The following is a 12,965-nucleotide window of genomic DNA, read 5'->3' on the forward strand; positions in this document are numbered from 1 at the left end:
GGACAGCAGGATGGGCAGCAGCAGCAGGTTGGTCACGATCAGCATGGCCACGCCGATGCTGGCGATCAGCGCCAGGTCCTGGATCACCTTGATCTGGATGATGAACAGCACCGCGAAGCCCACCGCGTCGCACAGCAGCGCGGTCAGCCCGGCCACGAACAGGCGGCGGAAGGTGTAGCGCGCGGCCACCACGCGGTGCGTGCCGCGCCCGATGTCCTGCATGATGCCGTTCATCTTCTGCGCGCCATGGCTCATGCCGATGGCGAACACGAGGAACGGCACCAGCACCGAATACGGGTCGAGCTCGAAGCCCAGCAACGCGAGCACGCCGAACTGCCAGACCACCGCCACCAGCGAGCACGCCACCACCAGCGCCGTGCTGCGCCGGCAGCGCGTGTAGCCGTACAGCAGGGCCGTGGTGATGGCCAGCGCGAGCAGGAAGAACAGCAGCACCTGCTGCAGGCCTTCGATCAGGTCGCCCACCACCTTGGCAAAACCGGTCACGCGGATCTGCAGCGTGTCGCTGTCGTAGCGCGCGCGCAGCGCCTCGATCTGGCGCGACAGCTCGCCGTAGTCCAGCGCCTGGCCGGTCTCGGGGTTGTGGTCCAGCAGCGGCACGAAGACGATGCTGGACTTGAAATCGCCCGCCACCAGCTGGCCGATCTCGCCCGAGCGCTCCACGTTGGCGCGCAGTTCGGCCAGGCTTTGCGGCGAGCCGTCGAAGGCATCGGGGATCACCGGTCCGCCGTCCAGGCCTTCTTCGGTCACGGCCACCCAGCGTGTGTTGGAGGTCCAGAGCGATTTCATGAACGGGCGGTCCACCCCGGGCAGCAGGAAGATCTCGTCGCTGATCTTCTGCAGCGTCTCCAGGTAGCGCGGGTCGAAGATGGTGCCCTCTTTGGCTTGCACCACCAGGCGCAGCGCGTTGGTCTGCCCGGCCAGGTCGCCCTTGTGCGCGAGGTAGTTGGCGATGTAGGGGTGGCCGGTGGGAATGGTCTTCTCGAAACTGGCGTTGAGCTGCAGCCGTGTGGCCTGCCAGCCCAGCACCAGGGTGAGCAGCAGGCTCAGCAGCAGCACCCAGGGGCGGTGGTTGAAGAAGGCGCGTTCGATGGAAGAGCCCGATGCCGGGTCGAAGTCCTCCAGCCGTGTGACGACGGGCTGGGCGTCGAGGGGGGAATCGTGGTTCATGGGAACAGGGTTCACTCGATGGGCAATGAGGCCAGGCGGCGCATGCCGCGCAGGCTGGCCAGCACCAGGGCGCCGTCGGCGGCCAGGACGGCGCCGGCGATGGGCAGGGCTTCGCGCACCGGCAGGCGGCGCAGGGTGGAGGCGTCGGGCGGCGCGGCAAACACCTCGCCCACCTGGCTGACCAGCACGAAGCCGCCGTTGGGCAGCACGGCGCTGGCGCCCAGCGTGGCGGTGGTCTGGCTGTCCAGCCGCTCCCAGCGAGCGGCGTCGGGGCCGGCGCGGTAGGCCGAGCCGCGCAGGCCGTGGGCGATCAACTGGCCACCTGGGGTCTGCAGCAGCCCGAGGAAGCTGCCCTTGTAGGGCGAGGGCAGGGCCGAGAAGCTGGCGCCGCCATTCACCGAACGCATCAGCAGGCCCTGCTCGCCGGCCACCACCAGTTGGCTGGCGGTGGCGCGCAGGCCATAGAGGTGCAGTCCCTGCGGGTTGGCCGCTCGCGCCGAGCGCGATTGCCAGGTCTGGCCGCCGTCCACCGTGGCGAACAGCAGGCCGTAGGCGCCCGCGGCGAAGCCGCGCCGCGCGTCGATGAAGCTCAGGTCGAAGAAAGGTTTGTCCGGGCCTTCGTCCACCAGGGCTTGTGCATCGGCGAGGGCCGCGGTGTCGCCCGATGCGCGCGCGGCCTCGGCCACGCGCGCGGCGGCGGCGATGCCGTCGAGCTGCTTGCGCCAGCTCAGGCCACCGTCGTCGCTGTGCAGGATGGTGCCCAGATGACCGGCGGCCCAGCCGTGGCGTTCGTCGGCGAAGCTCACGCAGGTCAGCGTCACCTGTACCGGCACGGCCGCCTGCCGCCAGTGTTGGCCGTGGTCGTCCGACAGCAGCACCGTGCCGCGCTCGCCCACGGCCACCAGCCGGCTGCCGGCCCGCGTGACCGCGAGCATCGCGGCACCCAGCGCCTTGGGACTCATCAGGGCCGGGCGCGAGAGCGCGGCCGGGGCCGCAGCGGTCTGCGCCGCGCGGGCGCTGGCGGGCAGCAGGCCCGCCACGGCCCAGCCCGCCAGCCCCGCGATGGCGCGGCGGCGTGCAGCCGATACCAGGGCCACCGCGGAACCGGCTTCGCCGGGCCGCAGGTGGCGCCCCCCTGGGGGGGAGGCGCCGAAGGCGCTTCGGGGGGGAGCCATCACCGGCCGCCCTCGTTGGCCAGCGACTCGGGGCTGAACACCGTGCGCGCCATCGGCGGCGTGACCTCGTACTGCCGGGGCAGTTCGTTGGAGGCCATGTTCAGGTAGTAGGCGCCGGTCTGCAGGTCGTAGCCGCCCCACATCACGAAGCTGGTCACGGCCGGGATGTCGGGCGCGGTGAGCATCAGCGAATAGTTGGTGCGCCAGAGCTGCCCCTTGGCGTCCCAGCCGTCGAACAGCACGATCTGCCAGGAGTCTTCGTCGATGTAGTACTTGCGCTTGGGCACCACGTGGCGCTTGCCCGCGGCCAGCGTGGCCTCGACTTCCCACACCCGGTGCAGTTCCCAGCGCACCTGCGCCGGGTTGAGCGTGCCCGGCGTCACCAGATCGTCCACCTTGGCGGCGGCGGCGCGGTTGTTGTTGTAGGGGATGTAGACCTCCTTCTTGCCGACCAGCTTCAGATCGTGCTTGTCGATCGGGCCGAACAGGTTGAAGGCTTCGTCGAACAGGCCGATGCCCGAGGTCACCGAGTCGGGCGTGTCGTAGGCCACCGAGGGGGCCTTGCGCACGCGGCGCTGCCCCACGAGGTACTGCCACAGGCCGCGCGGCGCCGATGCATTGACGCCGTCGTGCGCCAGGATCGCTTCGCCGGCCTTGGAGCCCGGGGCGTTGGCCACGAACTTGCCGAACTGGTAGAAGCCGTCGAACTTGTCCAGGCTGCCACCCTTGTCGTAGTAGGTCTGGCTGATGGTCTGCACACCGCCCGAGGCCATGCTGCGCTGGCCGTCGGCGGTCACCACCCACACGCGCACCGGCATGGTGTAGTTGCCACCGCGCCAGGCCAGGCGGTGGTTCCAGATGGCCTCGTAGCCGTCTTTGGGAATGGGAAAAGGAATGCCACCGTAGGCGCCTTCCACGCCATGGCCCTGTTCCACCGTCTTCGCCCGGGTGGCATTCAAAAACGTGTTGTCGTACACGAACTGCGGCATGGCGGCGCTGCGCCGCGTGGGGTAGACGTCGATGCGGAAGTCCGGGTGCTTCTTCATCAGCGCCTGCACACCGTCGGTGAGCTTGTCGGCGTGTTCGGCCATGTTCTTCGCGCTGATCGACAGCAGCGGCTTGTCGGCGGCGAAGGGGTCGGGGCGCGCGTCGCCGTTGCGGTAGGCCGCGGGGGCCTTGGTGAGGCCACCGTCCCAGGCCGGGATGGTGCCGGCCTTGTTGCCCGCTTTTTCTGCGCCCACCGGCGTCAGGCTGGACTTGAGCCTGGCGGCTTCATCCGCGCCGACCGCGGCCAGAGCGGGGAGGGTGACGGCCATCATGGCGGCCAGGACCAGGGAATGTTGTGTGGTTTTCATGGGGTGTGTGCGGGAGGTTCAGAAAGTCCGGGAGACGTTGAGCGAGAGGTAGTCGCGGTCCTTGAGGGACTGACCGAAGGACAGCATGCGGGTCGGGGTTCTCGGGTCGGCCACGGTGAAGGTGTTCTCCGTGCCGAAGAACGTCGTGTAGCTCAGGCCGAAGTTCCAGGCGTTCTGGTACTTGCCCTTGATGCCGATGCTCAGGTCGCCCGCGTTGCTGGCGCCGCCGGCGAAGTTGAAGATGGCCGAGGAGCGACCGCCGAAGTTGTAGCCCAGGCCGATCGGGATCGACAGGTCCAGACCGGGCAGTGCCTGGAAGTACTGAGGCTCGAAGATCATGCGAAAGGCGAGGGCGTCGCGGGTGGTGTTCGGGTCGAGCCCGCCAAAGCCCACCGCGCTGGGGTTTCGGGTCACGCTGAGCAGGCGGTTCCAGGCCAGTTCGGCCACCAGGGCACCACCGTCCCACAGGCCCGACTTGTTGAGCACATAGATGCCTGAGAGGTTCAGGTGTGCCGTCTTGCCGATGGCGTAGCAGGGGTTGCTGGCGTCGCCGCTGCAGTTGGCCGGCGGCATGAAGGGCGCGCCACCGAGCACGGCCGGGTCGTTGGTCAGAGGCGCATCGGCGCGCACCGAACCTTCGAGCGCCCAGTTGAGCTGGCCGATGGACGAGGTCACGCTCGCCCCCAGGGTCTTGATGCCTTTGGCGTAGACCCTGTGCGCGTTGCCGTTGATCAGATCGAACACCGGCACCGCGGGGGTCTTGTCGTGGTAGCGCGCCGCGTAGAAGCCGAACTCGTAGTCGCTGCCCGCGGGCGACCACCGCAGTTGGGCGCCGAACTGCCCGCTGTTGCCCGGCAACTGGTCCTTGCTGTTGTCGGTCACCAGCACCGGTGGCAGCGGTGGGCCGAAGAACACCTGGCCGCCACCGATGTAGTCCTGGTTCGAGAAGTAGCTGCCCACGCCCGGGATCTTGCTGGGCCGCCACTTGAGCTGGTAGTAGCCACCCAGCGTCACGCTGTTGCTCACCTGCAGGGTGCCGGAGATCTGCTCCACCGGCAGCAGCACTTCCTTGAACTGCCAGTTGGGCACCGAGACGATCTTGGCCACGTCCACCGGGCCCTGGGCCGCGGCAATGCCGTTCTGTCCGAAGAACAGGCTTTCACCGTACTGCAGGGCGTGTTTGCCAATGCGGATCGAGCCCGGCAGGTCGCCGAGCGAACCCTTGGCGAAGACGAAGGCGTCGAGCACCTCGCCACCACGGCCGTGCTGGCTGCGCGTGGCCGGAATGAACGCGTTGGCCGCCTGGCCCGGCTGGTTGTTCACGCCCATCGTGCCCGGGTTGTCGTTGCGGCCCAGGTACTTCGAGTCGTACCAGGCCGCGTGGCTGAAGCGCAGGCCCCAGTTGCGACGGCTGTAGTCGAACTCGGTGAGCAGGTCCAGGCGGTTGGACACCACACCTTTGCCGAAATTGAGGTCGCCGTCGTTCTCGTTGGTCACGCCACCATCGCCGCGCGCCGCGGGCGAGGTCAGCACGGCCGAGGGGTCCTTGAGCCGGTAGGCCAGGCTGACCTTGGGCGTGAAGTCGAGCCGCATTCTGGTGTCGGGGTCGTCCGACTTCAGTTCGATCGCGAAGGCGGGCAGCGCACAGGCCAGGCCGCAGGCCAGGGCCAGCGCATGGTGTCGGTGGGCGGTGAAGTTTCTTTGCATGCTTGTCTCCTCGTTGTGGGTGGGGGGCTCGGTCGGGGGCATGTCATGGATGCCCTTTGTTCTGATCAGATGTAGGTCGAGGCCAGGCCGCCGTCGACCGGCAGGTTGATGCCGCTGACCCAGCGCGACGCGTCGCTGCACAGGAAGGCGATCACCGGGGCCACCTCGTCGCTGAAGGCGGGGCGCTTCATGCGGTGGGCGTCTTTTTCCACGCGCTCGTGGCCCAGCATCTGCACGAAGTCGCCCAGGATGGGCGTGAACACCGGGCCGGGGGCCACGCAGTTCATGCGCACGCCGCGCGCCAGGAACTGCTTCTGCGACTGGGTGTAGGTCCAGACGATCAGGGCTTCCTTGAAGTACTGGTAGCAGGTGTCCTGCGGCACCGGGTGTTTCGCGAGCCAGGCGGCGCCGGTCTCGAAGCTGGGGGTGGCGCCCAGTTCGCGGTGCAGCTCCAGCCGGGCCGGCCATTCGGCGCCCAGGATGGACGAGACGTTGACGACCGAGCCGCCCTCGGTCATGCGCTCCATCACGCGCTGCGTGAAGTGGCGCAGGCCCAGGTAGTTGACCTGGCCCACCAGCTCGGCGGGCGCCGTGCCGGGCACGCCGGCGATGTTGGCCAGCGCGTCGATGTGCACGGGCAGCTGGGTCATGGCCGCATCGATGGCAGCGGGGTCGCCGAGGTCGATCTTGACGAAACCGTCCAGCGTGAGCATGGGGTCGTTGCGGTCCACGCCGATCACGCGCGCGCCTTGCAGGCGGGCGAGTTTGGCGAAGTCCGAACCGATGCCCGAGCCGCAGCCCGTGACAACGATGGTCTTGTTGGCGAGCGTCATGTGCGTTGTCTCCTGGTGTTGTGGGTCGAGGTCAGAACGGGAACGCGGGTGGGGCGTCCTTCACCGTGATCCACTGCCACTGCGTGTACTCATCGATGTCGGCCGGGCCGCCCACGCTGCCGCCGTTGCCACCGATGCCGGGGCCACCGAAGGGGTTGGTGCACTCGTCGCAGACGGTCTGGTCGTTGATGTGGACCATGCCGGCGCGCAGGCGCTGGCCGATGGCCATGGCGCGGCCGATCGAGGGGCTGATCACCGCGGCGGCCAGGCCACCCTGGCTGGTGTTGGCCAGTTGCACGGCCTCGTCGTCGGTGCGGAACGTGACCAGGTTGACCACCGGGCCGAAGGGCTCTTCGTCGAACGAGCGGATGCCGGGCTTCACGCCCGAGAGCACGGTGGGCTGGTAGAAAAGGCCCTCATGGGTGCCACCGGCTTCGAGCACGGCGCCCTGCCTGATGCTGTCCTGGATGACGTCATCGAAGTGCTTCAACTGCCTGGCGTCGATCATCGGACCCAGGGCCACCTGGCCACTGGCGCCGTCGCCCACCGGCAGGTGCGTGGCCTTGCCGACCATGCGCGCCTTGAAGCCGTCGGCGATGGACTCGTGCACCAGGATGCGGTTGGCCGCCATGCAGATCTGGCCCTGGTGGAACCAGGCGCCGAACGCGGCGGCGCTGGCCGCGGCATCGAGGTCGGCGTCTTCCAGCACGATCAGGTTGTTGGCGCCCCCCAGCTCCAGCGACACCTTCTTCAGGTGTTCACCGGCCAGCGCGCCGATGCGCCGGCCCACGGCGGGCGAACCGGTGAAGGCGATCATGGGCACGCGCGGGTCGACCACCAGCGCCTCGCCGGCTTCGGCGTCGCCCGGCAGCACCTGCAGCACGCCCGCCGGCAGGCCGGCTTCTTCGAACACGCGGGCAATGATGAAGCCGCCGCTCACGGGGGTGCGCGTGTCGGGCTTGAGCACCACCGCATTGCCCAGTGCCAGCGCCGGGGCCACCGCGCGCAGGCTCAGGATCAGCGGAAAGTTGAACGGCGAGATCACGCCCACCACGCCGTGCGGCACCCGCCGCGCGAACGACAGCCGGCCGGCCGCGGCGGGCAGCACCTGGCCCTGGGCCTGCATGGGCAGGGCGGCGGCCAGGTGGCACAGCGTGATGGACTCGTTGACCTCGTGCTGGCCCTTGGGCACGATGCCGCCGGTCTCGCGGGCGACGGCCATGGCGAGCTCGGCGAAGTGTTGCTGGAAGAGCGCGGCGGCGCGGTGGAACACGGCCGAACGTTCGCGAGGCCCCATGGCGGCCCAGGCGGGCTGGGCCGCTTGTGCCCGGCCGATGGCGGCGCGCATGTCGGCCGCGCTGGCGATGCCCACCTGCGAAAGCACCTGGCCGGTGGCCGGTTCCTTCACATCGCGCACGCTGGCGAGCGCGGTGGACCACGTGCCGTCGAAGGCCTTGCCGGACGTGAGGCGGTTGTCGAGCCAGACCGGATTTTCGGAAACACCCATTGTTTTGCTCCTGTTGATCGTTCATGCACGCCACACGGCGGCTGCAACAGGTTTCGCAACGGGCGTACCAGCGCGGGCCGGCATCCCGGTCTGGAGGTCGGCATTTCCGCGTTTTTTCAGAGGAGCCGATCAGGACTTTCCCTAGGGGGTCCATGCGGGTCTGAATGGCCTGCTGAGGACTTAAAAAAGTTACTATCAATCAACAAATTTGATGTTCACATTTCATCAAAACATCCATTTATTGATGTTCGCCATGTCCAAACAACGCATTTCCCTGGCCGATCTGGCCCGCATCGCGAACAGCAGCAAAGACGGACACCGGGCCGAACCCGGGCATCTGGTGATGGCCGGGTTCGACACCAGCGGCATCAGCCAGCAGGCGCATCCCACGGTGGCCGACCTGAGCGAGTGCCTGTTCTTCTCACCGGGGGACGGCCGCATCTGGCTGCAGGACCAGCGCATGGTGCTGTTGCATTCGGAGTCGCTGGGCTCGTTGCGCCGCGAACTCATCGACAGCATCGGCCTGGACACCGCGCGGGGTCTGCTCACGCGCGCGGGTTACGTCAGTGGTGCGCGCGACGCGCAACTGGTGCGCCAGCAGTGGCCCGACGCCGACCCACCGGCTGCCGCGATGGCGGGCACGCGCCTGCATGCGCTGGAGGGCGTGGTCCAGGTGGAACTGGTGCACGCGGCCTACGACGCGGTCACTGGTGTCTACGAAGGCGAATTCCTCTGGCACAACTCCAGTGAGGACGACGAGCACATCGCCGCCTATGGCGTGGGCGGCTCACCCGCCTGCTGGATGCAGGTGGGCTATGCCACCGGTTATGTGAGCACGCTGTTCGGGCGGCTGATCGTTTTTCGCGAACTGAACTGCCGGTCCTCAGGTGACGCCCACTGCCGCGTCATCGGCAAATCGGCCGAACACTGGGACGACGTGCAGCAGGACCTGCGCTACCTGAATGCGCAGGCCTTTGTGGGTGCCTCCGCAGCGGAGGGCGGCTCGGTGCCGGTGGTCGATCTGCAGGCGTATGCGGCGGCCAACCCCGGCGCCGAGCAGAGCATGGTGGGCACCTCCTCGTCGTTCAACGCGGCCTGCCACATGCTCCACCGCGTGGCGCCGACCACCGCCACCGTGCTCTTCACCGGCGAGTCCGGCGTGGGCAAGGAGATGTTCGCCAGCACCTTGCACCGCATCAGCCCGCGCAAGGACAAGCCCTTCGTGGCCATCAACTGCGCGGCCATCCCCGAGACCCTCATGGAAAGTGAACTCTTCGGCGTGGAGCGGGGCGCCTACACCGGCGCCGGCGCTTCCCGCCCAGGCCGCTTCGAGCGCGCCCATGGTGGCACGCTGTTCCTGGACGAGGTCGGCACCCTGAGTTATGTGGCCCAGGGCAAGCTGCTGCGCGCCTTGCAGGAGGGCGAGATCGAGCGCGTGGGCGGCACACGAGCCATCGGTGTCGATGTGCGGGTGATCGCGGCCACCAACGTGGACCTGCGCCAGGCGGTGCGCGAAGGGCGGTTTCGCGAAGACCTGTTCTTCCGCCTCAACGTCTTCCCCATCCACCTGCCCCCGCTGCGCGACCGGCGCGACGACATCCCGCTGCTGATGAGCCACTTTCTGGGGCACTACAACAAGCGCCACCACCGCCAGGTGGCGGGCTTCAGCCAGGCCGCGGTGAAGGCCATGTACAACTACGCGTTCCCGGGCAACATCCGCGAGCTGCAGAACCTGGTGGAGCGCGGCGTCATTCTGGTGAGCGACGGCGAAGCCATCGATGTGCACCACATCTTCAGCAGCGGCGAGTCGCTTGCGCAGGACGTGCTCTCGCTGGCCTGGCGCGATGGCGGTCCCGCCACGCTGAGCCTGCTGGGGTCCCGCACACCACCCGCGCCGGACGAAGCGACGGGCGTTCCGAAGAGCGGTGCGCTGGAGCAGGCCGAACTGGCGCTGCTGCGCCAGGCCATCCGCCGCAGGGGGGGCAACCTCGCGGCCGCGGCGCGCGACCTCGGCGTCAGCCGCGCGACCGTGGCCTACCGGGCGAGGAAATTCGGTCTGACCGTCTGATCGGAAGTCCCCGCACCGCTGTCTTGGGCGGATGGGCCTGGCGTCTCAGATCAAGGCCAGCGCCATGAGCGGGAAGACGGCAATCAGCAGCAGCACGATCAGCATCACGGCCACATACGGCAGGGTGCCGGCGAAGATGCTTTCCACCGACACCCGGGGATCGTTGAGGGTGGATTTGACGGTGAACACCGAGATGCCGAAGGGCGGTGTGAGCAAGCCGATCTCCACCGCGATGACGGTGATGATGCCGAAGTGGATGAGGTTGAAATCGAGACCCGCCGCGATCGGCACCGCCACCGGGGTCATGATCAGCAGGATGGAGCTGGAGTCCAGGATCATGCCCAGCAACAGCAGGATCACCACGTACAGAAACAGGAAGCCGTAAGGGCCGAGGCCTGCGTCCTGTACCAGATCGCTGATGGCCATGGGCACGCCGGCCACCGACAGCATGCGGCTGTAGAAGCCGGCCGCCACCAGCAGGATCAGGATGCCCACCGACACCGCGCCGGTTTCGGTGAGCACGCGCCACAGGTTGCCACCGCCCAGCTTGCGCCGCAGGATGGCGATGATGAAGGCGCCGAAAGCGCCCACGCCGCCGGCTTCGGTGGGCGTGAAGAAGCCCGAGTACAGACCGCCCAGCACCAGCGCCACCAGCGCGGCAATGGGCACCAGCCTGGCCAGCATCTCGGTGGTGGTGAGCAGGCGCGCGGTGCTGCGTTCGGCGGCTAGCTGGGCCTGGCGCTTGAGGTCGAACACCAGGCCGGGTGTGAAGCGGGCCATCAGCATGATCATGGCGGCGAAGGCCGCGGCCATGGCGAAGCCGGGGATGATGCCGGCGATGAACAGGGTGCCGATGGACTGCTCGGCCAGCACGCCATAGATGATGAGCAGCAGGCTGGGCGGGATCATCATGCCCAGCACCGAACTGCCGGCCACCGTGCCGGCGGCAAAGCTGGCGCGGTAGCCGTGCGTCACCATCTCGGGCACGGCGACCCGGGTGAACACGGCGGCAGACGCGATGGACACGCCGGTGACGGCGGCAAACACGGTGTTGGCCGCCACGGTGGCCACGCCCAGACCGCCGCGCAGGCGGCGCAGCAGGGTTTCGGCCACATCGAACGTGTCCTTGCCGACGTTGGAGATCGAGACCAGCAGCCCCATCAGCACGAAGAGCGGAATGGTGGCGAAGATGTAGTCGGCCACGCCGTTGTAGGCCGAGAGGTACAACAGGCGCATGGCCATGTCGACGTCTTCGCGAATCAGCCAGATGCCGGCAAAACCCACGGCCGTGAGAGCCACCGCGATGTGCAGGCCGATCAACACGAGGAATACCAGGGCTCCGATCAGGAGCCCGCCCATGGCCAGTTCGCTCATGCCTGTGCTCCGGTGGACGGTGGCTGGCGCAGCAGCGAAGGAATGCAGGCGAGATAGGCCACGGCAGCCACCACCGAGCCCAGCACGATGAGGGCACGGAACGGCCAGGTGACGACGGTGAAGACGCCTTGCACGCCGAAGTACTCCTTGATCTTCATGGCTTCGGTGAGCTCGGGCCAGGCGATGAAGGCCAGCGCGAAAAAGAGGAGTGCGCCAATGACCACGTTGAACACCTCCAGCGCCTTGAAGGTGGCTGGCGAGCGTTTGCCGATGATGCGCAGCAGGAAGTCGCTGCGGGTCATGCGGCCCGAGCAGACGGCCGCGGCCAGCTGCAGGAAGACGATGGAGGCGACCGAGCGGGCGGCGAATTCGGCCACGCCGGTGATGGGCGCGTCGAAGAAGTTGCGGCCCAGCACATCGGCCACGATCAGCAGCATCATGAGGAAGATCCACACCGTGCCCACGGCGGCCAGCACGTTGGCCACGCCCTGCAGCGGGTTGGCGAGGCCGGCCACCGCTGGGGTTTCGCTGGCGAAGTCGGGTTCGTTGTGCACAGGTCACCTGTGAAAGCGGAGAGACACACCACCCGGCAACGCGTCGGCGCCACCGGGTGGACAAGGGGGGCGGTCAGCGGTTCTGCAGATCCCAGTCGCGCAGGGGCTTCACGCCACGCGCGCGCAACTCGTCGAAGTACGCCTTGAGCACCTGCTTGCCCGCCTCACCCGTGCCTTGCAGCCAGGGCGCCACGATGTTGGGCAGGCTGTTGACCCACTTGGCCTTCTCGGCCTGGGGCAGGTCGGTGATCTGCAGGCCGGCGGCCTTCATGGTGTCCAGCGCGGCATTGGCGGTCTTGGTGACGTGTTTGCCGTGCGCGATCGAGGTGGCCTTGCCGGCCTTGAGCATCGCGTCCTGCACGTCCTTGGGCAGGCCGTCGAACACCTTCTTGTTCACCGCCACGCTGCCGAAGTACATGGCTCCGATGTCGATGCGGGTCAGGTTCTTCGCCACTTCGTACACGCGGGCCGGGCCGATGCCGCTGGCAAACGACAGCGCGCCATCGGTCACACCGGTCTGGATGTTGGTGTAGTAGGTGGTCAGCGCGCCGTCCACCGGGGTGGCGCCGGTCTCGCGCAACCAGTTGGCCGAGGTGCCGGGCGCGTTGATGCGCTTGTTCTTCAGGCTGGCCATGTCCTTCACCGGGAAGGTGGCGTAGATGTCGTAGCTGTCGGTGATCAGCGAGGACAACGGCACCATGTTCTGGGCGGCCCAGCTGTCGCGCAGGGCGGGCACGCTGGCGTTGAGCTTGTCGAAGATCTCGATCAGCTGTTCGTGGTTGGTGGTGGCGAAGGGGGTGAAGTAGGTCACGTTCTGCAGCGGCATGGCGGAGTTCTCCCACACCGTGCCGACCATGCCCACGTCCACGATGCCGTCGCGCACGGCAGCGCGGGTGTCGGTGAACTTGTAGAGCGTGCCGCCGTAGTTCTCGCGCCAGCGCACCTCGTACTTGGCGCCGCCTTCCTTCAGCAGGCGGTCCACCTCGGGCTGGAACACTTCCTTCATCGCGAAGGCCCAGATGTTGGTGGTGGGGTGGCTGGAGCCGATGTTGACCGTGACGCGCTGCTGCGCCATGGCGGATCCGGTGGCCAGCGTGGCGCCCATGGCGATCAGGGCCGCGACGGCGATTCTCTTGAGTTGCATGTTGTCTCCTCGGTGGGTGTCATGGCTGAGCTTTCAGCCGGGTGGGCAGGGCGCCGGTGC

General features: G+C 67.9%; 10 protein-coding genes. 1 reads left to right on the top strand and 9 read right to left on the bottom strand.

What is annotated here, in order from left to right; translation table 11 throughout:
- The 6 genes from V6M63_RS23205 to V6M63_RS23230 form a co-directional block, all read right to left on the bottom strand.
- Positions 1 to 1,188 (bottom strand): efflux RND transporter permease subunit (locus V6M63_RS23205; protein ID WP_442909641.1); only part of this gene is annotated, 1,188 nt, incomplete at its 3' end.
- Between the two features lie 11 nt (positions 1,189 to 1,199).
- On the bottom strand, positions 1,200 to 2,363 hold the full coding sequence (locus tag V6M63_RS23210) for a WD40/YVTN/BNR-like repeat-containing protein (protein ID WP_332745774.1): 1,164 nt from the start codon (positions 2,361 to 2,363) through the stop codon (positions 1,200 to 1,202).
- A complete protein-coding gene (locus V6M63_RS23215) occupies positions 2,363 to 3,718 on the bottom strand; it encodes a DUF1329 domain-containing protein (protein ID WP_332745775.1) in 1,356 nt (451 codons plus the stop codon). The genes V6M63_RS23210 and V6M63_RS23215 overlap by 1 nt, the downstream gene beginning before the upstream one ends.
- 18 nt (positions 3,719 to 3,736) lie before the next feature.
- Positions 3,737 to 5,425: a DUF1302 domain-containing protein gene (locus V6M63_RS23220; RefSeq protein WP_332745777.1), complete on the bottom strand. Its 1,689-nt coding sequence runs from the start codon at positions 5,423 to 5,425 to the stop codon at positions 3,737 to 3,739.
- Positions 5,426 to 5,490: 65 nt separating this feature from the next.
- Entirely contained in the window at positions 5,491 to 6,258 is a 768-nt protein-coding gene (locus tag V6M63_RS23225) for a coniferyl-alcohol dehydrogenase (RefSeq protein ID WP_332745779.1), read from the bottom strand.
- 31 nt (positions 6,259 to 6,289) lie between these two features.
- Positions 6,290 to 7,765 (bottom strand): benzaldehyde dehydrogenase, encoded by a 1,476-nt coding sequence (locus tag V6M63_RS23230; RefSeq protein ID WP_332745780.1) that lies wholly within the window; start codon positions 7,763 to 7,765, stop codon positions 6,290 to 6,292.
- A 253-nt stretch (positions 7,766 to 8,018) separates the two neighbouring features.
- On the opposite strand from V6M63_RS23230, the gene V6M63_RS23235 reads away from it, so the two are divergent.
- On the top strand, positions 8,019 to 9,833 hold the full coding sequence (locus V6M63_RS23235) for a sigma 54-interacting transcriptional regulator (protein WP_442909642.1): 1,815 nt from the start codon (positions 8,019 to 8,021) through the stop codon (positions 9,831 to 9,833).
- A 45-nt stretch (positions 9,834 to 9,878) separates the two neighbouring features.
- On the opposite strand, the gene V6M63_RS23240 is transcribed toward V6M63_RS23235, so the two are convergent.
- The 3 genes from V6M63_RS23240 to V6M63_RS23250 all read right to left on the bottom strand — a co-directional run bounded on the left by V6M63_RS23240 (position 9,879) and on the right by V6M63_RS23250 (position 12,905).
- Positions 9,879 to 11,207, bottom strand: coding sequence for a TRAP transporter large permease (locus V6M63_RS23240; RefSeq protein WP_332745782.1), 1,329 nt, complete (start codon positions 11,205 to 11,207; stop codon positions 9,879 to 9,881).
- Complete coding sequence (locus V6M63_RS23245) at positions 11,204 to 11,761, bottom strand: TRAP transporter small permease subunit (protein ID WP_332745784.1); 558 nt, start codon at positions 11,759 to 11,761, stop codon at positions 11,204 to 11,206. Before V6M63_RS23245 ends, V6M63_RS23240 begins: the two co-directional genes overlap by 4 nt.
- Before the next feature lie 73 nt (positions 11,762 to 11,834).
- On the bottom strand, positions 11,835 to 12,905 hold the full coding sequence (locus V6M63_RS23250; RefSeq protein WP_332745787.1) for a C4-dicarboxylate TRAP transporter substrate-binding protein: 1,071 nt from the start codon (positions 12,903 to 12,905) through the stop codon (positions 11,835 to 11,837).
- Between the last annotated feature and the right edge of the window lie 60 nt (positions 12,906 to 12,965).

It is taken from the genome of Hydrogenophaga sp. (assembly GCF_036675665.1).
Lineage (GTDB): Bacteria > Pseudomonadota > Gammaproteobacteria > Burkholderiales > Burkholderiaceae_C > Hydrogenophaga.

Coding starts and splice junctions, on each gene's coding strand:
- V6M63_RS23210 (WP_332745774.1), bottom strand. CDS start 2,363: ATGGCTCCCCCCCGAAGCGCCTTCGGCGCCTCCCCCCCAGGGGGGCGC.
- V6M63_RS23215 (WP_332745775.1), bottom strand. CDS start 3,718: ATGAAAACCACACAACATTCCCTGGTCCTGGCCGCCATGATGGCCGTC.
- V6M63_RS23220 (WP_332745777.1), bottom strand. CDS start 5,425: ATGCAAAGAAACTTCACCGCCCACCGACACCATGCGCTGGCCCTGGCC.
- V6M63_RS23225 (WP_332745779.1), bottom strand. CDS start 6,258: ATGACGCTCGCCAACAAGACCATCGTTGTCACGGGCTGCGGCTCGGGC.
- V6M63_RS23230 (WP_332745780.1), bottom strand. CDS start 7,765: ATGGGTGTTTCCGAAAATCCGGTCTGGCTCGACAACCGCCTCACGTCC.
- V6M63_RS23235 (WP_442909642.1), top strand. CDS start 8,019: ATGTCCAAACAACGCATTTCCCTGGCCGATCTGGCCCGCATCGCGAAC.
- V6M63_RS23240 (WP_332745782.1), bottom strand. CDS start 11,207: ATGAGCGAACTGGCCATGGGCGGGCTCCTGATCGGAGCCCTGGTATTC.
- V6M63_RS23250 (WP_332745787.1), bottom strand. CDS start 12,905: ATGCAACTCAAGAGAATCGCCGTCGCGGCCCTGATCGCCATGGGCGCC.